The organism is Stenotrophomonas sp. STEN021 (genome assembly GCF_056760175.1).
The window spans coordinates 25,105-47,423 of sequence record NZ_JBRREH010000032.1; the positions used below are offsets into that span (position 1 = coordinate 25,105).

Annotated in this window: 17 protein-coding genes; 13 read left to right on the forward strand and 4 right to left on the reverse strand. The window is 63.2% G+C overall.

Annotated features, from left to right (window positions below):
* Window positions 1–122 precede the first annotated feature (122 nt).
* Window positions 123–1,337 carry an MFS transporter gene (locus ACVOL0_RS09020; protein WP_481548803.1) on the reverse strand — a complete coding sequence of 405 codons (1,215 nt, stop codon included), beginning with the start codon at window positions 1,335–1,337 and terminating at the stop codon, window positions 123–125.
* A 249-nt stretch (window positions 1,338–1,586) separates the two neighbouring features.
* Between ACVOL0_RS09020 and rpsF the strand changes: the two genes are divergently transcribed.
* The 12 genes from rpsF to ACVOL0_RS09080 all read left to right on the forward strand — a co-directional run bounded on the left by rpsF (window position 1,587) and on the right by ACVOL0_RS09080 (window position 18,250).
* On the forward strand, window positions 1,587–2,018 hold the full coding sequence (gene rpsF, locus ACVOL0_RS09025; RefSeq protein WP_282266085.1) for a 30S ribosomal protein S6: 432 nt from the start codon (window positions 1,587–1,589) through the stop codon (window positions 2,016–2,018).
* An 11-nt stretch (window positions 2,019–2,029) separates the two neighbouring features.
* Complete coding sequence (gene rpsR / locus ACVOL0_RS09030; protein ID WP_002804494.1) at window positions 2,030–2,260, forward strand: 30S ribosomal protein S18; 231 nt, start codon at window positions 2,030–2,032, stop codon at window positions 2,258–2,260.
* A 144-nt stretch (window positions 2,261–2,404) separates the two neighbouring features.
* Window positions 2,405–2,854, forward strand: coding sequence for a 50S ribosomal protein L9 (gene rplI / locus ACVOL0_RS09035; protein WP_481510371.1), 450 nt, complete (start codon window positions 2,405–2,407; stop codon window positions 2,852–2,854).
* Between the two features lie 231 nt (window positions 2,855–3,085).
* The gene (smc, locus tag ACVOL0_RS09040; protein WP_481548816.1) at window positions 3,086–6,589 is read left to right on the forward strand and encodes a chromosome segregation protein SMC; all 3,504 of its coding nucleotides are present in this window, start codon (window positions 3,086–3,088) and stop codon (window positions 6,587–6,589) included.
* A gap of 48 nt (window positions 6,590–6,637) precedes the next feature.
* Window positions 6,638–7,378: a cell division protein ZipA gene (zipA, locus tag ACVOL0_RS09045; protein WP_481548804.1), complete on the forward strand. Its 741-nt coding sequence runs from the start codon at window positions 6,638–6,640 to the stop codon at window positions 7,376–7,378.
* A gap of 182 nt (window positions 7,379–7,560) precedes the next feature.
* The gene (gene ligA / locus ACVOL0_RS09050) at window positions 7,561–10,038 is read left to right on the forward strand and encodes an NAD-dependent DNA ligase LigA (RefSeq protein WP_481548805.1); all 2,478 of its coding nucleotides are present in this window, start codon (window positions 7,561–7,563) and stop codon (window positions 10,036–10,038) included.
* Entirely contained in the window at window positions 10,035–10,511 is a 477-nt protein-coding gene (locus ACVOL0_RS09055; RefSeq protein WP_481548806.1) for an N-acetyltransferase family protein, read from the forward strand. Before ligA ends, ACVOL0_RS09055 begins: the two co-directional genes overlap by 4 nt.
* Window positions 10,508–11,455, forward strand: a complete 948-nt coding sequence (epmA, locus tag ACVOL0_RS09060; RefSeq protein ID WP_481548807.1) for an EF-P lysine aminoacylase EpmA — start codon at window positions 10,508–10,510, stop codon at window positions 11,453–11,455. The genes ACVOL0_RS09055 and epmA overlap by 4 nt, the downstream gene beginning before the upstream one ends.
* Before the next feature lie 122 nt (window positions 11,456–11,577).
* On the forward strand, window positions 11,578–12,261 hold the full coding sequence (locus ACVOL0_RS09065) for a DUF3011 domain-containing protein (protein WP_481548808.1): 684 nt from the start codon (window positions 11,578–11,580) through the stop codon (window positions 12,259–12,261).
* A gap of 61 nt (window positions 12,262–12,322) precedes the next feature.
* A complete protein-coding gene (gene mtnA / locus ACVOL0_RS09070; RefSeq protein WP_481548809.1) occupies window positions 12,323–13,387 on the forward strand; it encodes an S-methyl-5-thioribose-1-phosphate isomerase in 1,065 nt (354 codons plus the stop codon).
* 355 nt (window positions 13,388–13,742) lie between these two features.
* A complete protein-coding gene (gene gyrA / locus ACVOL0_RS09075; protein WP_481548810.1) occupies window positions 13,743–16,442 on the forward strand; it encodes a DNA gyrase subunit A in 2,700 nt (899 codons plus the stop codon).
* 188 nt (window positions 16,443–16,630) lie between these two features.
* The gene (locus ACVOL0_RS09080) at window positions 16,631–18,250 is read left to right on the forward strand and encodes an acyl-CoA synthetase (RefSeq protein ID WP_481548811.1); all 1,620 of its coding nucleotides are present in this window, start codon (window positions 16,631–16,633) and stop codon (window positions 18,248–18,250) included.
* Window positions 18,251–18,411: 161 nt separating this feature from the next.
* Here the strand turns inward: ACVOL0_RS09080 and ACVOL0_RS09085 are convergent, their stop codons facing one another.
* The 3 genes from ACVOL0_RS09085 to ACVOL0_RS09095 form a co-directional block, all read right to left on the reverse strand.
* Window positions 18,412–18,804 (reverse strand): DUF3037 domain-containing protein, encoded by a 393-nt coding sequence (locus tag ACVOL0_RS09085; RefSeq protein WP_481548812.1) that lies wholly within the window; start codon window positions 18,802–18,804, stop codon window positions 18,412–18,414.
* Window positions 18,782–19,558, reverse strand: a complete 777-nt coding sequence (locus tag ACVOL0_RS09090) for a HipA family kinase (RefSeq protein WP_481548813.1) — start codon at window positions 19,556–19,558, stop codon at window positions 18,782–18,784. The genes ACVOL0_RS09085 and ACVOL0_RS09090 overlap by 23 nt, the downstream gene beginning before the upstream one ends.
* A gap of 140 nt (window positions 19,559–19,698) precedes the next feature.
* Window positions 19,699–20,898, reverse strand: coding sequence for a GGDEF domain-containing protein (locus ACVOL0_RS09095; RefSeq protein ID WP_481548814.1), 1,200 nt, complete (start codon window positions 20,896–20,898; stop codon window positions 19,699–19,701).
* 119 nt (window positions 20,899–21,017) lie between these two features.
* Between ACVOL0_RS09095 and ACVOL0_RS09100 the strand changes: the two genes are divergently transcribed.
* Window positions 21,018–22,100 carry a DUF1615 domain-containing protein gene (locus ACVOL0_RS09100; RefSeq protein ID WP_481548815.1) on the forward strand — a complete coding sequence of 361 codons (1,083 nt, stop codon included), beginning with the start codon at window positions 21,018–21,020 and terminating at the stop codon, window positions 22,098–22,100.
* The last annotated feature ends 219 nt before the right edge of the window (window positions 22,101–22,319 follow it).

Sequence of the window (22,319 nt, forward strand, 5' to 3'; positions counted from 1 at the left end):
CATGCTCGGCTGAAGCGTTCCCGGTGGCGCGGGATTCTGCATAAGGCCTCTGCCGAGCATGGCTCGGCACTACAGGTTGGCGTTGCCAGGAAATCCCCTGCCGAGCATGGCTCGGCACTACGTCAGTCGGTGGCCAATTGCGCGGATGCGCCCTGACGGCGCTGCAGCGCCACCGCAATACCCCACAGCAGCAGGCCTAACGCAGCGGTTGCTGCGCCCACATAGCCGGTGGAGGCGTGGCCATAACCTGCGCCGATTGCCATACCGCCCAGCCACGGGCCCAGCGCATTCGCGGTATTGAAGGCGGCATGGTTGGAGGCGGCGGCCAGGGTCTGGGCCTCGCCGGCCGCGTCCATCAGGCGGGTCTGCAGGGCGACGGCCAGCGCGCCCATCGTGCCCACGGCGATGATCGCCGGCACCATTGCCCAGGCCGAGTTCGCGGCCAGCGGGAACAGCATCAGCACCACTATGGACCATGCCAGCAGCACGCCGGCGGCGCGAAACTGCAGCCGGTCGACCAGCTTGCCGCCGGCAACATTGCCGATGATCGCGCCGACGCCGAACAGGCCGACCGCGACCGGCATCCAGCGCTCGTTGACGCCGGTGACGTTGACCAGAGTGGGGGCCAGATAGGTGAATACGCAGAACATGCCGGCAAAGCCGATCGCGCCGATGGCCAATGCCAGCCATACCTGGGTGGTGTTGAAGGCGCGCAGCTCGCGCATCGGCGAAGTGCGAATCTCATTGGGGTCTGCCGGCAATTGCCGGGCGACCATCGTCACTGTGGCGAGGGCGAACAGGCTGACCAGCACGAAGGCGCTGCGCCAATTGAACTGCTGGCCCAGCCAGGTGGTGAGCGGATTGCCGAGCAGGATGGCGATGGACAGGCCCAGCAGCACCTTTGAAACGGCTGCGCCACGCTGTTCCGGTGGGCTGATCGAAGCGGCAACCAGCATGGCCACGCCGAAGTACGCGCCATGCGGCAGGCCGGCGACGAAACGCGCCAGCAGCATCGTGTGATAGCTCGGGGCCAGTGCACTGGCCAGGTTGCCGATGGCGTAGAAGCCCATCAGCCACAGCAGCAGGCTGCGGCGGCGCAGGCTGGCGCCGGCAAAGGCCAGTAGTGGTGCGCCGACCACCACGCCGATGGCGTAGGCGCTGATCAGGTGACCGACCTGGGCTTCGCTGATTGCCAGGCCGCGGCTGATTTCCAGCATCAGGCCCATGCTGGCAAATTCGCTGGTGCCGATGGCAAAACCGCCCAGTGAGAGCGCAATGAGAATGAAAGTGCGCTGGCGCGGCGTCAGCTGCGCTGCCAGGGAGAGCGTGGAATTCACGTCGGGCGGTCCGGGGAGGGCGTGGAATCGGTTACATAGTGTACTGTTGCGACGCAGCATCCGCAGCCGCCGAGGTCTGCTCCAGTGCCGGATACTGTGTTGCACGGGCCGGGGCAGCTTGCCTCCAGTTCACTTCCAGTGGATAATGCCCGGCTTCCTGCGCTCCAAGTGCAGGATTCCTTGCCCCACCGCGATACACAGCGGGGGGCTGTCCAGCCCGTCAGGGCTATATCCGAAAGGTATAAAAACATGAGTCGTCATTACGAAGTCGTGTTCCTGGTCCACCCGGACCAGAGCGAACAGGTCCCCGCCATGATCGAGCGCTACAAGGCGCTGGTCGAAGCCGGCAACGGCACCATCCACCGTCTGGAAGATTGGGGCCGCCGTCAGCTGGCTTACCCGATCCAGAATCTGGTGAAGGCTCACTATGTTCTGCTGAACATCGAAGCCGACCAGGCAGTTCTGAACGAACTGACCGAGAGCTTCCGCTTCAACGACGCCGTGCTGCGCAACCTGGTCATCAAGCGTGACGAGGCTGACACCGAGCAGTCGCTGATCATGAAGAGCAAGGACGAGAAGGGTGACAAGCCCGAGCGTGGCGAGCGCCGTCGTCGTGACGACGAAGAAGGTGCATCTTCCAACAATGACGAAGCCGGCGACGACGCCGCTTCTGCTGAATAAGGAGCACTTTCATGTCCAAGTTCTTCCGCCGCCGCAAGTTCTGCAAGTTCACCGCTGAAGGCGTGAAAGAGATCGATTACAAGGATCTCAACACCCTGCGTCAGTACCTGACCGAGAACGGCAAGATCGTTCCGAGCCGCGTGACCGGCACCAAGTCCAAGTACCAGCGCCAGCTGGCCACGGCCGTCAAGCGCGCCCGTTTCCTGGCCCTGATCCCGTACACGGACAACCACGACGTCTAATCCGATTTTTCGGAAGAACCCGCACTCGCTGCGGGTTCTCGACAGGAAATCCGGCCTTGGCCGGATTTTCCGTACCCACCGTCCTATTCGGACAGCAAGCGTTGCGGGGCCATTGGCGCCGCTAACGAATAACGGAGCTACACCATGAAGCTGATTCTTATCCAGAAAGTGACCAACCTCGGCGGCCTGGGCGACCTGGTTGACGTGAAGCCGGGCTACGGCCGTAACTTCCTCGTGCCGCAGGGCAAGGCCGTTCCGGCCACCGCCAGCAACATTGCCGAGTTCGAAGCCAAGCGCGCCGAGTACGAAGCCAAGGCCCAGGCCTCGCACAACGATGCCGAAGCCCGCGCTGCCAAGTTCGAAGGCGCCAGCGTCACCATCGGTGCGCACGCTTCGACCGAAGGCAAGCTGTACGGTTCGGTTGGCCCGCGCGATATCGCTGAAGCCTTCACCGCTGCCGGCCTGGAGCTGAGCAAGAGCGAAGTGATCCTGGGCGAAGGCGCTTTCCGCAACGTTGGCGAGTTCGACGTCATCGTCAAGCTGCACGCCGATGTGGAAACCACCGTCAAGGTCATCGTCGAAGCCGACGCCTGATCCTGCCGGACTGGTTGTAAAGAACGGGCGCCGCAAGGCGCCCGTTTCTTTTGGCTGGCCGGTGGGTCTGACCACCGGCGGCCATGGGTGTCGCTATACTCGGTTGCCAGTGCCGTGCTTTGGCTGTTGAATTCCACGGAATATCAATGACTTGAGTACGGGAAGGGAACCTCCGGAACCTCATTCCGGGTGTCGGCAGTTGCTGCCGGTATCCGCCAACAGCCCGATTCCATGCGTCTATCCACGATCAAGCTCTCCGGTTTCAAGTCGTTCGTCGATCCCACGACCTTGCACCTGCCGACCAATATGACCGGCGTCGTCGGTCCGAACGGCTGTGGCAAGTCCAACATCATCGATGCGGTGCGCTGGGTGATGGGCGAGAGCTCGGCCAGCCGCCTGCGTGGCGATTCGCTGACCGACGTGATCTTCTCCGGCTCGGCAGGACGCAAGCCGGTGTCGCAGGCGACGGTGGAGCTGATCTTCGACAACGCCGACCACACCATCTCCGGCGAGTACGCCTCGTTCAACGAGATCTCGGTCAAGCGCACGGTCAGCCGTGATGGCAGCAGCAACTATTACCTGAACGGCACCAAGTGCCGCCGCCGCGATATCACCGATCTGTTCCTGGGCACCGGGCTTGGCCCGCGCAGCTACTCGATCATCGAGCAGGGCATGATCAGCCAGATCATCGAGGCGCGCCCGGAAGATCTGCGCGTATATCTGGAAGAAGCCGCCGGTATTTCCAAGTACAAGGAACGCCGCAAGGAAACCGAAACCCGCATCCGCCACACCCGCGAGAATCTGGATCGGCTCAACGACCTGCGCGAGGAAATCGGCAAGCAGCTCGAACACCTCAAGCGCCAGGCGCGGCAGGCCGAGCAGTACCAGGCATTGCAGGAGGAGCGGCGGATCAAGGATGCCGAGTGGAAGGCGCTGGAGTACCGTGGCCTCGACGGCCGTCTGGGGGGGCTGCGCGAGGCCCTGTCACGCGAAGAGACCAAGCTGCAGCAGTTGATCGCCGAACAGCGTGATGCGGAAACCCGCATTGAAACCGGCCGCGTGCGCCGCGAAGAGGCGGCCGAGAATTTGAACAAGGCGCAGGCCGATGTCTATCAGGTGGGCAGCACCCTGGCGCGGCTTGAGCAGCAGATTCACCACCAGCGGGAAATGGCGCAGCGCCTGCACAAGGCGCGCGATGAAACCCGCCAGGCGCTGGCTGAGCTCGGCCAGCACATCAGTGGCGATGAGGCCAAGCTGATCGTGCTTCGCGAGTCGGTCGAGAACGCCGAGCCGCAGCTGGAGCAGCTGCAGGAAGACAACGATATCCGTCAGGAGGCGCTGCGCGAAGCCGAGGCCAAGCTTGCCGATTGGCAGCATCGCTGGGAAGCGCATAACCGCAATACCTCAGAGGCGACCCGCTCCGGCGAAGTAGAGCGGACCCGTGTGGATTACCTGGACAAGCAGGTCCTCGAAGCCGACCGCCGCCGCGAAGCATTGCAGGCAGAGCGCGCCGGTCTGGATCTGGATGCGCTGGCCGAAGCCTTCGAGCAGTTGCAGCTGGAGCACGAGACCCAGAAGACCGCGCTGGAAACCTTGAACGAGCAGGTCGAGCTGCGCAAGGAATCAGTGGCGGCGCTGCAGGAGCAGCAGCGTGCCGGGCAGTCGGAGCTTGCCGATGTGCGCAAGCAGGCGCAGTCCGCGCGCGGTCGGCTGTCCTCGCTGGAGACCTTGCAGCAGGCCGCACTCGGCCAGGAGCAGGGCGCGGCGGCAGCATGGCTGAAGGCGCGCGGGCTGGATTCGGCCGCACGCGTTGGCGAGCGCATCACCGTTGAGGGCGGCTGGGAAAATGCGGTGGAGAGCGCGCTCGGTCAGCTGATCGAGGGCGTGCTGGTGGATGCACCGGAGGCCTTGGTGGATGCGCTGGCCGAGCTGGGCGAAGGGCGCATCGCGCTGGTTGCCGACGCAGATGGCAAGGCTGACTTTGCGCCGACCTCGTTGGCGGCAAAAGTACAGGGGCCGTTGGCCATCCGTCGCCTGCTGGGGCATCTGCACGGCGCTGAAGACCTGGCGCAGGCGCAGCAACTGCAACGAACGCTCGGCGACAGCGAATCGGTGATCACCCGCAACGGTGAGCGTCTGGGCCAAGGCTGGGTGCGCATGTCGCGTTCCGGTGCCGCGGAGCAGGGCGCGCTGTTGCGCGAGCGCGAGATCGTCACCTTGCGCGAGCAGATCGAATCCCTGCAGGAGCGTGAGGCTGCGTTGGAGCAGCAGCTGGCTGGCTTGCGTGAGCAGTTGTTGGCTGCCGAACAGCAGCGCGAAGACGTGCAGCGCTCGTTGTATCAGGCGCATCGCGCTGGGTCCGAGCTGGCTGGGCAGCTGCAGAGCCAGCAGGGCAAGTTGGAATCCACGCGCACGCGCATCGAACGTATCGAAAGCGAATTGGCGCAGCTGCTGGAAACCCTGGACGCCAGTCGCGAGCAGGCCACCGAGGCGCGCCTGCGTCTGGATGAGGCGGTGTCCAGCATGGGCGACCTGGAATCTGCCCGGCACGCGCTTGAAAGCGAGCGTGGGCAGATGAGCGAGGCCCGCGATCAGGCCCGTGATGCGGCACGCAATGTGCGCGACAGCATGCATGCGCTGGCCTTGACGCTGGAGTCGCAGCGTACCCAGATCAGCTCGCTGAGCCACGCGCTGGAACGCATGGGCAGCCAGCGTGGTCAGCTCGATTCACGCCTTGGTGAGTTGCATTCGCAACTGGATGAGGGCGATACGCCGGTCCATACCCTGGAAGCCGAGCATCAGAACGCATTGGCCGAGCGCGTCCGCGTGGACCGTGTGCTGGCCGAGGCGCGGACCTTGCTCGATGGTATCGATCACGAGTTGCGTGGATTGGAGCAGACCCGTCATCAGCGCGATGAACAGTCGCTGGCCCAGCGCGAGCGCATCTCGCAGCGCAAGCTCGATCAGCAGGCCTTGGTGCTCAGCGCCGAGCAGCTGTCGGCAGCGGTGGAGAAGGCCGGCTTTGTGCTGCAGGACGTGATCAACACCTTGCCAGAAGACGCGCGCTTGTCGGACTGGGAATCGACGGTGCACCAGATCGACGGCCGCATGCGTCGTCTGGAGCCGGTCAACCTGGCAGCCATCCACGAGTACGGCGAGGCCTCGCAGCGCTCGGAATACCTGGAAGCGCAGAACGTCGACCTGAATACCGCGCTGGAAACCCTGGAAGACGCCATCCGCAAGATCGACCGCGAAACCCGTGGCCGCTTCAAGGACACCTTCGACCGCGTCAATTCGGGTGTACAGGCCTTGTACCCGCGCCTGTTCGGCGGTGGCCATGCCTATCTGGAGCTGACCGGTGAAGACCTGCTCGACACCGGTGTGACCATCATGGCGCGGCCGCCGGGCAAGCGTGTGTCCAATATCTCGTTGCTGTCCGGTGGTGAGAAGGCGATGACCGCGGTGGCGCTGGTGTTTGCGATCTTCCAGCTCAACCCGGCCCCGTTCTGCCTGCTTGACGAGGTGGACGCGCCGCTGGACGAGGCCAACGTCGGCCGCCTGGCCAATATGGTCAAGGAAATGAGCGAGAAGGTGCAGTTCCTGTTCGTCAGTCATAACAAGGCGACGATGGAGGCTGCGCACCAATTGTCGGGTGTCACCATGCGCGAACCCGGTGTCAGCCGGCTGGTCAGTGTTGACCTGGAAGAGGCTGCCCGATTGGCGGGCGCGGCCTGACGTGCCATCCTTTAACCACCTGAACGATTAACCCGGAGACTGCAACGCATGTCTGACATGGCACTGTTGCGTATCGGCATTCTGGTTGCCGGCGTTTTGCTGGTGGCGGCCATTTTCTTTTTCAGCCGGCCCAAGCGGCTGGCCCAAGGCAAGCGCAAGGAGCCAGCGAACACTGAGCAACCGCGTCGCGAGCCGGTGCTGGGCAGTGCCGAAGGTGCTGCTGGTGCTGAGCTGGGCGAGGGTGCTGCGTCGGTTGACGGCGTAACCCAGCCCGAGCTCGGCTTGCCTGATGTGGATGAAGGCAATCCCAGTGAACTGGGCAAGCGCCCAACCCAGGATTTCGACAAGATCGTTTCGCTGTACGTGGCTGCCCGCTCCGGGCAGGTGCTGCGTGGCGAGGACATCGTGGTAGCGGCGGAAAAGACCGGCTTGGTCTTTGGCTACATGAATGTGTTCCACCGTCTGGTGGAAGGGCATTCCGAGCGCGGCCCGATCTTTTCGATGGCCAGCATCATGAAGCCGGGTAGCTTCGACATGGGCAACATCCGCGAGATGGAAACCCCGGCGATTGCCTTCTTCCTGACTTTGCCGGCGCCGATGACGGCGCTCGATGCCTGGGAAAAAATGCTGCCGACCGTGCAGCGCATGGGTGAACTGCTGGACGGCGTGGTGCTGGATGACAGTCGCAATGCCCTCGGTCGCCAGCGTATCGCGCATATCCGCGATGACCTGCGTGCGTATGACCGCCAGCATCAGGCGCCTCCTCTGACCAAATCGCCGCGTTGGTAAAGCCTTAAAAGCTACCCCCCCCCAACCCTCCCCTGGCTACGCCAAGGGAGGGAGCGTGGCTTTTTCCCCTCCCTTTGCCGCAGGCAAGGGGAGGGCCGGGGAGGGGTGCTGTTCGCAGCAAGCATCAATCACAAGCACCCCGCTTTTACCGCGCCAACACTCCGCGTAGGTAAAATTGCCGCATGAATCAAAATACCGCCGCCACCCAGCGCATCAGCGAACTTCGTCGTCAGCTGGCCGACGCCTCGCGTGCCTATCACGAGCACGACGAACAGATCATCCCGGACGTGGAATACGACCGGTTGATGCGGGAGCTGGAAGCACTCGAAGCTGCGCATCCGGAACTGGACAGCGCCGACTCCCCCAGCCACCAGGTCGGTGGCAAGCCGTCATCGCGATTCCCGGAAGTCGTTCATGCAGTGCCGATGCTCTCACTGGGCAACGCCTTCACCGATGCCGAAGTGCATGACTTCGTGCGCCGCATCGATGAACGACTGCATCGCCGCGAACTGGTCTTCTCCGCCGAGCCCAAGCTGGATGGCCTGGCCATCAACCTGCGCTACGAGAATGGCGTATTCGTACAGGGCGCGACCCGTGGCGACGGTGCCACCGGTGAAGACGTCAGTGCCAATCTGCGCCAGATCAAGGTCATCCCGCAGCAGCTGGCAGGCCAGGGTTGGCCGGAAGTGCTGGAAGTGCGTGGTGAGGTCTACATGCCGCGTGCCGACTTCGAACGTTACAACGAGCAGGCGCGCCTGCATGGCGGCAAAGTGTTGGCCAATCCGCGCAATGGCGCGGCCGGTTCGCTGCGCCAGCTTGATCCGAAGATCAGCGCGCAGCGACCGCTGAGCTTCTATGCCTATGGTCTGGGTGAAGTGTCCGGTGGCGAGCTGCCCGAGACGCATTCGGCGACCTTGGCACAGCTGGCGCAGTGGGGTTTCCCGGTCAGCGATCTGTGCAAGGTGGTGCAGGGCGCTGAAGGTCTGCTGGCGTACTACCGCGATATCGGTGAGCGCCGCGACAGTCTTGCCTATGACATCGATGGCGTGGTCTACAAGCTAGACGACCGTGCAGGCCAGCAGGAAATGGGGTTCGTCGCACGCGCACCGCGCTGGGCGATCGCGCACAAATTCCCCGCGCAGGAACAGACCACCACGGTTGAAGCCATCGAGATCCAGATCGGTCGCACCGGTGCAGCGACGCCGGTTGCACGGCTGAAGCCGGTGCACGTGGCTGGTGTCATCGTTACCAATGCGACCTTGCACAATGCCGATCAGATCGCGCGCCTGGACGTGCGTGTCGGTGATTCGGTGATCGTTCGCCGTGCTGGCGATGTGATCCCTGAAGTGGTCAGCGTGATTGTTGATCGCCGTCCTGCTGGCACGACGCCGTGGCAGATGCCGCGTGCCTGCCCGGTGTGTGGTTCGGAGATCGTGCGCGAGGAAGGCGAGGCCGCATGGCGCTGCTCGGGTGAGTTGAGCTGCCCGGCGCAACGCAAGGAAGCCATTGCCCACTTCGCCTCGCGCAAGGCGATGGATATTGATGGCTTGGGTGACAAGTACATCGAGGTGTTGGTGGATGCCGGCATCGTGCGCGGCGTCGCCGACCTGTATGCACTCAATCGCGATCAGTTGCTGGTGCTGAAACTAGCGCTGGATGCCGATTCGCCGGAAGCGCTCGCGTCGCAGCTCGGCCAGCATCTGCAGCCGGAAGGCAGTGGCGAGACGCTCAATCGCATCCTCAAACTGGATGCGAGCGACGCCTCCTGGCGCGCACAGGCCTTGTCGGTGCCGGCCAGTTTTGAGTGGAACACCAGGAAGATCGCCACCAAGTGGGCCGACAACCTGATCGCCGCGATTGCCGCCAGCCGCAACACCACGCTGGAGCGCTTGTTGTTTGCGCTGGGCATCGAGCATGTGGGCGAGAGCACGGCCAAGGCGCTGTCGGCCTGGTTTGGTGATCTTGAGTTGATCCGTCATCTGCCGTGGCCGATGTTCAAGCGCGTGCCGGATATCGGTGGCGAAGTTGCCCGCTCGATTGGCCACTTCATGGCGCAGCCGGGCAACCAGCAGGCTATTGATGCATTGTTGGAGCGTGGCGTGCAGATCAGCGATACGCACGCGCCCAATGCAAAACTGCGCGCCGATCTGAACCTGGCGACCTTGTTGGCGGATCTGGAGATTCCCAAGGTCACGTCGGTCCGCGCGCGGCAGTTGGCCGAAGCGTTCCGCTCCACGGCGGCGATCCTGGATGAGGAGGCACACAACTTCATGACCGCTGGTCTGCCGGCGGAAACCGCCAATGCGCTGGTCGCATGGTTGAACGTTGATGCCAACGCGCAGCTGTTCAGCGCTGCTGGCGCAGCATTGGAGCGATTGCTGGCGATCACGCCGATGGAGCAGCAACAGGTTGCTGGTGTGCTCGAAGGCAAGACGGCAGTGTTGACCGGCACGTTGACGCAGATGGGCCGCGACGAGGCCAAGGCCAGGCTGGAGGCCTTGGGCGCCAAGGTCGCAGGCAGCGTCTCGAAGAAGACCAGTTTCGTGGTGGCCGGTGCCGAAGCCGGCTCCAAGTTGGACAAGGCAAATGAGCTCGGCGTGGAAGTGTGGGACGAAGCACGTCTGCTCGCTTTCCTTGCCGAGCATGGAGAACAGGCGTGAGTGATATCAATGTGCGTGTTGCGCAGGCAGCCGACTTCCCGCAGCTGATCGCGATGGTTCGTGACTTCTATGTGGAAGATCAGATTCCCTATATCGCCGAACGGGTCGAGCCCGGTCTGCGGACGCTGCTGGAGCAGTCAAGCTGTGGTGCGGCGTTGCTGTTGCTGGATGGCGACAGCGTGGTGGGTTACATCACTCTGGGCTGGTGCTTCAGCGTCGAGCAGGGTGGTCGTTTCGTTTTGCTGGATGAGCTGTATCTGGGCCCGGCTGCACGTGGTCGTGGCTGGGGTCGGCAGGCCTTGGCGCTGGCCCGGGACTGGGCCGCAGGGCAGGGCGCGGCGGTGATCCGGCTGGAAGTGAACCACCACAATGCCAAGGCCAAGTCGTTGTACATGTCGGCTGGCTACCGCGACGATGAGCGCGACATCTTGACCTTGTCACTGGACGGGCACTCCGGGCGTTTGCACTCGTGATCGAGGCCCTGCGTCAGCGCGCACGCCTGAATGCATTGATCCGCGGCTTTTTTGCCGCGCGTGATGTATTGGAAGTGGAAACGCCAATCATGTCGGCTGCCGGCAATACCGAGCCGAACATCGAGGGCTTCCATACCCGATTCAGCGGCCACGTCGATGCCGGTTCGCCGCAGCGCTGGTTGCGCACCTCGCCGGAGTATCCGCTCAAGCGCCTGCTGGCTGCCGGTGTGGGTGATTGTTATGAGCTGGGACGGGTGTTCCGCAACGGCGAGGCCGGTGGTCGCCACAATCCTGAGTTCACCATGCTGGAGTGGTATCGGGTCGGTTGGGATCATCATCGGCTGATCGATGAAACCATTGCGCTGGTTCAGGAGGCATTGACGATGGTGCGGCGTCCGCCAGCATCGGTGCGCATCGTCAGCTATCGTGACCTGTTCATGCAGGCAGTGGCATTGGATCCGTTCCTGGCTGACGAAGCGCAGCTGCGCGCGGGTCTGGGCGAGGTCGGTATTCAACCCGATGGCCTGACACGCGATGACTGGTTGGATCTGCTGATGAGCCATCGCATCCAGTCGCAGTTCGCAGTCGATGCCATCACCGTGATTCATGATTGGCCGGCCAGCCAGGCTGCGCTGGCCAGGATCCGTCCGGGCACGCCGCCATTGGCTGAACGTTTTGAGCTTTATCTGGGCCCGGTTGAACTGGCCAATGGCTACCACGAGCTGAACGATGCGGTTGAGCAACGTCAGCGTTTCGAGCGTGATCTGGCGATTCGAGCGGCGCGCGGAGCTGAACAACCACCCTTGGATGAGGCGTTTCTTGCGGCATTGCCAGCGCTGCCTGCCTGTGCCGGGGTAGCGGTTGGCGTGGATCGATTGCTGATGGCCTTGGCTGGCACGCCGCGCATTGGCGATGTATTGGCATTTGATTTCGCCAATGCCTGATGCTGGTTTGCGCTCGATCATGGATCTGCCCATCGGCGGCGACGATGATAATGCTTTGCTCACAATGACTCAGGCAGTGTGTGACCATCGGAACCCATCATGACCGAACAGGGGAGCGTCTGATGAAGCGGGTCTGTGGCTTGCTGCTATTGCTGGCGCCGACAGTGCTGGCAGCCCAGGAATCTGCGCCATCAGCGACGGACCGGCAGGTGGTGCGCTGCGAATCAGGTGAGCAGCTGCGGACGTTCTGCGCCATGGATACCAGTGCAGGCGTGCAACTGGTTCGGCAGCTGTCCAGGCGTGACTGCATCCGTGAGACCAGTTGGGGTGTTGAAGGCGGTGCGGTTTGGGTGAGCCAGGGCTGCAGTGCTGAATTTGCCCGGCCGCAGGCTTCCAGTCGCACGACCCGGCGCGTGGTGCGTTGCGAGTCAAAGGGGCGGACGGAGGTTTGCCCGGTGGTGCTGCGCGGTGCGCCTGTGCGCCTGTTGCGACAGCAGTCGGTGCTGCCGTGCCGCGAAGGGCGCAGCTGGGGATATAGCGGCAAGGAAATCTGGGTCAGTCGCGGTTGCCAGGGGGTGTTCGAGGTTGGTGCCGAGGACGGTTCGGGCTTTGTCGATACCCCGCGCAGGGTGACCTGCGAGTCCAAGGGGGAGCTGCGGCGCGAGTGCGGTGTCAGTGTGACCCGTCGGGTGACCTTGGTGGAGCAGCTGTCCAAAGCGGCCTGCCGGGAAGGTGACAGCTGGGGCTGGGACCGCAATGGAATCTGGGTGGACAAGGGCTGCCGCGGCGAATTTTCCGCCGATTGAGCAGGGCTGGTTGATTCAAGGTTATTGGTCCGCGCCGGGCAGCGCCGATTACAATGGCCGGATGAACGATACCCCCGCCATTGATTACGCCCGTTACGACCATATCCGCCCGATCCGCTGGACCGGCGAGGCCCTTGAGTTGTTGGATCAACGCAAACTGCCGTTCATCGTCGAGCACGTGCTGTGCCATGACAGCGATGCGGTTGCAGCGGCAATCCATGCCTTGACCGTGCGCGGTGCGCCCGCCATTGGTATCGCCGCGGCTTGGGGTGTGGTGCTGGCTGCGCGCGAAGTGCAGGCTGATGACGGTGCGGCCGCGTTGCAGCTGTTGGCGCCGGCCCTGGATCGACTCAATGCCTCGCGTCCTACCGCCGTCAATCTGGCGTGGGCGCTGGCGCGCATGCGTCGCGCTTTGGCCGCTGCCGGCTCGGATTGGAAGCTGGCCGCCGCGCTTGAGGCGCAGGCCATCGCCGATGAGGACCTCGCTGCCAATCGCCGCATGGGTGCCCTGGGCGCAGCGTTGATCGCGCCGGGGAGTGGCGTGCTGACCCATTGCAACACCGGCTCGCTGGCAACCGCCGGCTTTGGCACCGCCTTGGGCGTTATCCGCGCTGGTGTGGCGCAGGAGCGTGTTGCGAAGGTGTTTGCCGGTGAGACCCGGCCGTGGTTGCAGGGTGCGCGACTGACCGTCTGGGAGCTGCAGCAGGACGGCATCGATGCGACCTTGATTGCTGATTCGGCGGCTTCGCACCTGATGAAGACCGGTGCGGTGCAATGGGTGATCGTCGGCGCTGACCGTATTTGTGCCAATGGCGATACCGCCAACAAGATCGGCACCTACCAGCTGGCCATTGCCGCGCGCCATCACGGCGTGAAGTTCATGGTGGTTGCGCCGTCTTCAACCGTGGACATGGGCACTGCCCATGGCGACGAGATCGAGATCGAGCAGCGCGACCCGGGTGAGCTGTTCGGTGTGGGGGGTGTGCGCACCGTCGCCGAGGGCATTGCTGCCTGGAACCCGGTGTTCGACGTGACCCCGGGCGAGCTGATCGACGCCATTGTCACCGAACGCGGCGTGATCCTGAAGCCGGACCTGGCCATCATGGCCGCCGCGTTCTCCAGCTAACCGGTAGTGCCGAGCCATGCTCGGCAGAAGCGTATGAAGGTAGTGCGAGCCATGCTCGGCAAGGGGTTTGTCGGTTAAGGCCTCGGCCGAGCATGGCTCGGCGCTACAATGAGCCCTTTGGCTTGGCGGCTTACGCCGCTCCTACATAGGCCGCCGGCAAGGCGCCTGCCGAGGATGGCTCGGCACTATCCTCCGGCTGCCCCTAAGTTCCTGATTTCTTCCGGTAAAAGCCCCGCAAATGGCGGCGAAAAACCGGCCTTTGTGATAGACTCCGCAGGTTGATCCGAGTTTCCGGCAGGGTGGCCCGTCATGGTGCCGCCAGCGGACAGGATCGCTACCTGACAACGGAACCCGAATGGCAGAAGACGCCAAGGAAATCATCCAGGTCAACCTGGAAGACGAGATGCGCAAGAGCTACCTCGATTACGCAATGAGCGTGATCGTTGGCCGTGCACTCCCCGATGCCCGCGATGGCCTCAAGCCAGTTCATCGCCGCGTCCTGTTTGCGATGAATGAGCTGGGTGCTCACAGCAACAAGGCGTACTTCAAGTCGGCGCGTATCGTCGGTGACGTGATCGGTAAGTACCACCCGCACGGCGATCAGTCGGTCTACGACGCGCTGGTGCGCCTGGCGCAGCCATTCTCGCTGCGTTACATGCTGGTGGACGGTCAAGGTAACTTCGGCTCGGTCGACGGCGACTCGGCGGCAGCAATGCGTTACACCGAGGCACGCATGTCGCGCCTGACGCATGAGTTGATGGCCGATATCGACAAGGAAACCGTCGATTTCCAGCCCAACTACGATGAAAAGGAACTGGAGCCGACGGTCATGCCGACCCGGTTCCCGAACCTGCTGGTCAATGGTTCGGCCGGTATCGCGGTGGGCATGGCGACCAATATCCCGCCGCACAACCTCTCTGAAGCCATCACCGCGTGCATCGCGCTGATCGACGATCCGTCGATCGATGTCGATGGTTTGATGGAATACATCCCGGGCCCGGATTTCCCCACCGCCGGCATCATCAATGGTACCGCCGGCATCATCGCCGGTTACCGCACCGGCCGTGGCCGCGTGCGCATCCGTGCCAAGGCTGATATCGAAGTGGCTGACAACGGCCGCGAGTCGATCATCGTCACCGAGATTCCGTACCAGGTGAACAAGGCGCGGTTGATCGAGAAGATCGCCGAGCTGGTCAAGGAAAAGAAGCTCGAAGGCATCAGCGAGCTGCGCGATGAGTCCGACAAGGACGGCATGCGCATCTACATCGAAATCAAGCGCGGCGAGTCGGCCGAGGTTGTGCTCAACAACCTTTACCAGCAGACCCAGATGGAGTCGGTGTTCGGCATCAACATGGTGGCGCTGGTCGATGGCCGGCCGAAGCTGTTGAACCTCAAGGAAGTGCTGGAGGCGTTCATCCGCCACCGCCGTGAGGTTGTGACCCGTCGCACCATCTTTGAACTGCGCAAGGCGCGTGCGCGTGCGCACGTGTTGGAAGGCCTGACCGTCGCCTTGGCCAACATCGATGAAATGATCGAGTTGATCAAGACCTCCGCCAACCCGGCTGAGGCCAAGGAGCGCATGCTCTCCAAGGTATGGCAGCCGGGTCTGGTGGGTGCGCTGCTGGGTGCCGCCGGCGCCGAGGCGTCGCGTCCGGAAGACCTGCCCAAGGGTATTGGCCTGGTCAATGGCAACTACCAGCTCAGCGAAGTGCAGGCCACGCAGATCCTGGAAATGCGCCTGCACCGCCTGACCGGGCTGGAGCAGGACAGGCTGACCGAAGAGTACAAGCTGCTGCTGGAAACCATCGCTGGCCTGATCCGCATCCTGGAGAACCCGGATGTGCTGCTGCAGGTCATCCGCGAAGAGCTGGAAAGCGTGCGCGCCGAGTTTGGCGATGGGCGTCGTACCGAGATCCGTCACAGCGAAGAAGATCTGGATATTCTCGATCTGATCGCGCCGGAAGACGTGGTGGTAACGCTGTCGCGTGCAGGCTACGTCAAGCGCCAGCCGGTCAGTGCCTACCGCGCACAGCGCCGCGGCGGCCGTGGCCGCAGTGCCGCAGCGACCAAGGACGAGGATTCGATCGAGCAGCTGTGGCTGGTCAACACCCATGACACCTTGTTGACCTTCACCAGCTCGGGCAAGGTGTTCTGGTTGCCGGTGCATCAGTTGCCGGAAGCCGGCTCCAACGCACGCGGCCGACCGATCATCAACTGGATCGCGCTGGAGAATGGCGAGCGTGTGCAGGCGGTGTTGCCGGTGCGCGAGTACGACGACAATCACTTCGTGTTCTTTGCAACCCGCAACGGTACGGTCAAGAAGACGCCGCTGAGCGAGTTCGCGTTCCGTCTGGCGCGCGGCAAGATCGCCATCAACCTGGACGAGGGTGATGCGCTGGTTGGCGTCGGCCTGACCGACGGTGAGCGTGACATCGTGCTGTTCGCCTCCAATGGCAAGACCGTTCGGTTCGGCGAGGACAAGGTCCGCTCGATGGGCCGTACCGCAACCGGCGTGCGCGGCATCAAGATGCCCAAGGGCGAGGAAGTCGTCAGCCTGATCGTCGCTGAAAGTGCCGGCGGCGTTGAGGATGAGAGCGAAGACGACAACGGCGTCGAGGAAGTGGCAGCGGATGGCGGCGAGATTGTCGAAGCTGCAGATGATGCTGGCGTGCAGTACATCCTGACCGCGACCGAAAACGGCTACGGCAAGCGCACCCCGCTGGCGGATTACCCGCGCAAGGGCCGTGGCACCCAGGGCGTGATCGGCATCCAGACCAGCGAGCGCAACGGTAAGTTGGTCAGCGCGGTGTTGCTGGGTACTGGCGATGAAGTGCTGTTGATTTCCGATGGTGGCACCCTGGTACGTACCCGTGGTTCGGAGATCTCGCGCGTCGGCCGTAACACCCAGGGCGTGACCCTGATCCGTCTGTCCAAGGGCGAGAAGCTGCAGGCGGTTGAACGCCTGGATGCGTCGCTCGAGGCTGAGGACGAGGCGCTGGAAGACGATGCCGCAGGAGCCCTGGAAACAGTCGCACCGGCAGCGCCGGAAGTCTGATTTTTCGGGGTTTGAGGTTTGGAAAAGCGCCGGCATGCCGGCGCTTTTTTTGTGCGGGCTTCGACCTCCTTTATCGGCCAGAAGCCTCAAACCCCGAGTCAAATCCCTGCGACTAATGTCGCAGCGACATTTCGTCCCAGCTGTCCGACTCTCTACCAGCAACATCCTTGGAGAGGGAGAGGCCCCAGATGTACCAGGATCTTGGTCGTAACCAGGCCAACTACACCGCGTTGTCGCCGTTGAGCTTCCTGCGCAAGGCGGCAACCGTGCATCCGCGGCGCTTGGCGGTCATTCACGGTGAGCGCCGTCTGGACTGGGCGCAGGTCTACCAGCGCTGCCGTCGGCTGGCATCGGCGCTAAAGCGCCTGGGCATCGGCAAAGGCGACACCGTCGCCGCACTGTTGCCCAATACCCCGGCAATGATCGAATTGCATTTTGGTCCGGCGATGCTGGGCGCGGTCTTGAACACGCTCAATACCCGGCTGGATGCACAGACCCTGGCGTTCATGCTGGATCACGGCGAAGCCAGGGTCATCTTCAGCGACCGCGAATTTGCACCGTTGATGGAGCAGGCGCTGGCGCTTTGCAAGTGTCCGCCACGGGTCATTGACGTCGATGATGCGGGGATTGAAAGCGGCCAATTCATCGGTGAGATCGAGTACGAGGCGCTGCTGGCTACTGGTGATCCGGAGTTCGCATTCGAACTGCCGAGCGATGAGTGGGATGCCATCAGTCTCAACTACACCTCCGGCACCACCGGCGATCCAAAAGGTGTGGTCTATCACCATCGCGGCGCGTACTTGAACGCGGTTGCGAACATCATTGACTGGGGCATGCCGCAGCATCCGGTATATCTTTGGACGCTGCCGATGTTTCACTGCAACGGGTGGTGCTTCCCATGGACCATGGCGGCGGTTGCCGGCACCCAGGTTTGTCTGCGTCGGTTTGATCGCAAGCGGGTGCTGGAGTTGATGCGCGAACATGGCGTCAGTCACTATTGTGGCGCGCCGGTAATCCACGCCGCGCTCGCGGCCGCGCCGGAAGAAAGCAAGCAGGGCCTGGTCGGGATCAAGGGACAGGTCGCAGGCGCGGCGCCACCAGCAGCAGTGCTGGAGGAGATGGAGCGCATGGGGGTGGAGATCACCCACGTCTATGGCCTGACCGAGGTCTATGGCCCCGCCTCGATCTGCCAGCCGCAGGCCGAATGGGCGCAGTTGCCGATTGCCGAGCGTGCCGAGCTCAACAGCCGCCAAGGCGTAGCCTGCCTGTTGCAGGAAGACATGCAGGTACTGGATCCGGATACCCTGCAACCAGTGCCGTGGGATGGGGTCAGCGTTGGCGAGATCATGTTCCGCGGCAACATCACCATGCAGGGCTACCTGAAAAACCCACGTGCTACGGCGGAAGCCTTCGCCGACGGTTGGTTCCATACCGGTGACCTCGCCGTGGTCTATGCCAATGGCGCGGTGAAAATCCGCGACCGCTCCAAGGATGTGATCATTTCCGGCGGTGAGAACATCTCCTCACTGGAAGTGGAAGATGTGCTGTGCCGACACCCGGCAGTATTGGCAGCGGCGGTGGTCGCGCGGCCTGATCCCAAGTGGGGCGAAACGCCTTGCGCCTTTGTCGAGTTGAAGGAGCGCTCGAAGCTTGAGGCAACAGAGGCGATCGCACATTGCCGCCAGCACCTGGCCAGCTTCAAGCTGCCGCGTCGCTTTGTTTTCGGTCCGTTGCCACGCACGGCGACCGGCAAAGTGCAGAAGTTCAGCCTGCGTGATGTGGCCAGGGAGCTGGTCGACCTGGAATGATGCTGCGGACACGCCGGAAGGACGCGTAGTGCTGAGCCATGCTCGGCAGGGGCTTTACCGGTAGCGCCCAAGCCGAGCATGGCTCGGCACTACTGGTAAAGCATCAGCCGTGCATGGCTCGGCTCTACAGGTGCGATTCGCCTCGTATCGCGGGCGTTGACTCAGTGCGGTGTCCGCACCATGCGTTCAAGCAGGTGTTCGACGATGCCAGCCGGGTTGGCGGTGCGGCCTACATGGGTCACCGAGGTCTGCACCACCGAGCTGCGTTTGGCAGTCAGGAAGTGGAAGCGGGCGCGCGGTGGCAACTGTGCAATTGGTCCTGCGCCGGGTTCGCCACGGCAGATCGCGACGATCGCATCCAGCCACGGCTGCACTGCGGCCTGATCCAGTTGCGGCGCAAACGCCTGCAGGCGCGCGACATCAATTTCAATGGCGGCTTGCAGGTGGCCTGCACTCGGGCAGGAGACGATCACGCCTACATTGATGAACTCCTCGCGCTCCACCCGCGGTACCACGCGGATGATGGCGTAGTCATAGGTATGCAGCGTGGGCACGAATGGCCTCCTGTACGAAGGCTTCGCGCAATTGCAGGCGGCGCTTCAGATAGCTGGCGTAGGCCGAACGGTAGGCGGTCACATCGGCAAAAGCGGGCTCGTTCTGCAGCCAGCTGTCCGGGATCTGCGCGACGATGCCGTCGATGACCGCGTCGGTCAGCAAGGGCGCCAACGCTGCGTCGGCTTCAGCAATGCGGCTGGCGAACGGCAGCAATACATGGTCCTTTATCAACACGAACGGCTTGCCACAGGCTTCGCCGGCGTTCTCCCAGTCGTGATGGAAGTACAGCGCCGCGCCGTGATCAATCAGATACAGCTTGCGGTGCCAGACCATCAGATTGGGATTGCGCGCGGTGCGATCGACGTTGCTGGTATAGGCATCAAACCAGACGATGCGCGAGGCCAGCTCGGCATCGGGTTGCATCGCCGCAGGATCGTAGTTGATCGCGCCGGGCAGGTAGTCGCTGCCCAGGTTGGTGCCTTCGCTGGCGCGGATCAGGTCCTGGATTTCCGGGTCGGGCTCGGTGCGGGCAAATTCGCGGTCAAGTTCAACCAGGGCGATGTCCGGCATCGGCAGGCCCAATACTTGGGCAAGCCGGCCAACCACCAGCTCGGCGATCAGTGCTTTGGGGCCTTGGCCGGCACCACGGAACTTGATGACATACATGCCATCGTCATCGGCTTCGATCACCGCTGGCAGTGAACCGCCTTCGCGCAACGGTGTGATGTAGCGGGTGGCGTGAACGGTTTTCACGGGAATGCGCAGTCTGGAAGAAGGGCAAGCCTAGCGCAAAGCCGGGCGGCCCGGTGGCAGTCGCGGTGGCTCATTGCCGGCCTTGCTTGCGCCCAGGCGGTGAGGGGGCATGCCGCAGCCCGGCGTGGTAAGGCTTGAAATCAACGTGTGGCTTGCTGGATCGCATGGCTGCTGCCGCTGCGATTGTTGCTCTGGGAGGGACTGGCAATCACCCGGTTGCGTCCCTCGTGCTTGGCTTTGTAGACGGCAAGGTCTGCGCGTTCCAATGCGTTTTCCAGATCGTCTGCTGCTGTCACCAGAGTGACGCCGAAACTGGCGGTCATGGTCTGCTTCGCCGGGGAACAGTGCATCTGGCTGAGTCCGATGCGGATACGTTCAGCGATCCGGATGGCGGTCGGCAAATCGGCGCAGCGCAACAGCAGCACGAACTCCTCACCGCCGAAACGCGCGACCAGATCGCCCGGGCGGACCATCTGCTGCAGCAGTACGCCGACCTGACGCAGCACGTTGTCGCCGGCTGCGTGGCCCCAGGTGTCATTGACCTGCTTGAAATGGTCGACGTCGCAGGCAAGCAGTGCCCAATGGTTGGCGGGAGCGTGTTGCAGGCGCTGGTTGGCGATCTCGAAGAAGGCGCGGCGGTTGAGCAGCATGGTGAGAGGGTCGTGGTTGCGCTCATGGCGCAGTTCTCCCATCAGTTGCTGTGCCAGCCCGCCGAGCAGTAGAAACAACAGCCACAGATTGAGCAGCAGGTTGAAGGCCAACATCCATAGCCACAGACCGGAGCGCGGCAAGCCGCTGCTGGTGAACCAGCCGGCCAGCAGCCAGGCCAGCAGCGGCCGCAGAATGGCGTACACCACCAGCAGCAGGTAGGTCCGGCGCAGCAGGCGTTCGAAGAGCGTGTCCGCTTGCAGGCGCCCAAACAGCGTCGGCAGTGCCAGTGCAAGCAGCAGCCCTATGCCGAGGTTGAGGGAGACGATGCGCGCGCCCAGAACGTCACTGATCCTGGAGAAGCAGAACAATGCAAGCAAGGTGATCATGCTGATGATCAATGCGGCCGGTACCGGCACTTTGCCGCCGGATCTGAGCGCGAAGCCCTGCGCGGTGGCCCAGCTGCCCGCACAGTACAAGGCACCGGTCAGCACCGACCAGGTTGCCAGCTGGGCGTTGTCCATCAGGATCTGCGCGGCCAGTGGAAAGGCGGTGCAGATATAGCCGCCAGCTAGCCATAGCAGGTAGCGGTGCTCGCGCAATGAACGCCAACCGGCCAACAACGCCAGTCCCAGCAGCAGGGAGGTGGCGGGGACCACAAGCGGGAAGTACTGTTCAGCGGTGGCGCTCAAGGGTCAAGCCACGTTCGGCGATTTGGACAGGCGAGGGTGCAAAGTATATGGGCAGGCAGGCGACATACGATGGCTGGCGCAGTACCTGCGTGGTTTTCCCTCGGCGGCGTGCCGGAGCAATGACAAAGGGACTGATGGGCCTGCTGGCGGCATTGGCGTTGGCATCCTGCAGCACACTGCCATCGCCCCCGCCGGGGCCGGCACCGGCTGTGGTGCAGGATCAGATCGTCAGGCACATTCCGCCAACCGTCCCTGACCGCCTTGGCTGGGCAGGTGATATACGCGCGGCTTTCGACGCGCAGCGCATCGAGCCTTCCGTCGAGAACATCTGCGCAACACTGGCCGTGATCGAACAGGAGTCTGGTTACCACGCCAACCCCGAGGTGCCCAATCTGCCGCGGATTGCCAGAGGCGAGATAGATCGCCGTGCCGCGGCCATGCACATACCGAAGCTGCTGGTGGATGCAGGACTGAAGGTGAAGGGCAGTGAGGGACGCAGTTACGGCGAGCAGCTGGCGCGGGTGCGCAGCGAGCGCGACCTGAGTGAGCTGTACGAGGAGATCATCGGCCGCGTGCCGTTGGGGCAGCGCTTGTTTGCCGGCAAGAATCCTGTGCAGACCGGTGGCGCGATGCAGGTCAGCATTCCGTTTGCGCAGGCCAATGCGCAGGACTACCCATACCCGGTCGGGCGCAGCATCCGCGATGAAGTGTTCACCCGCCGCGGGGGCGTGTACTTCGGCATCGCACATCTTCTCGGCTACCAGACGCCCTACACGCAAAAGGTGCATCGGTTCGCCGACTACAACGCAGGCCGCTACGCCAGTCGCAATGCCGCATTCCAGAACGCGGTGAGCAGTTTGACCGGTGTGTCATTGGCGCTGGACGGCGATCTGCTGGTGCCGGATGCGCCCATCGACAAGCCGGGCCAGACCGAGCTGGCAGTGCGCAGGCTGGCGCCGCGGCTGGGCATGGATGAGCGTGCGATACGTCATGCGCTTGCACAGTCGGATCGCTTGGAATTCAGTAGCAGCGCGTTGCATTCGCAGGTGTTTGCACTGGCCGATGCACGCGCTGGCAAGGCCTTGCCGCGCGCCTTGATCCCCGGCATCCGCCTGGACAGCCCCAAGATCACCCGCGAGCTGACCACCGAATGGTTTGCCAACCGGGTAGACAGCCGCTACCGCCAATGCCTGCAAAGGTAGTGCCGAGCCATGCTCGGCAGCGGCGTTAACGATAAGCAGATTGTAGGAGCGGCGTAAGCCGCGCAGCTGGCCCCAACAAAAATGCACGGATAACGGTAATAGGACGGAACATCCGCTTCGCGGCGTAAGCCGCGCCTACAAACAGCGTATAGTTAACGCCCCTGCCCCGCCAGGGGGGGGCCGAACATTTGAGGCCATGGGGGGTGCGGCGGTCGAACC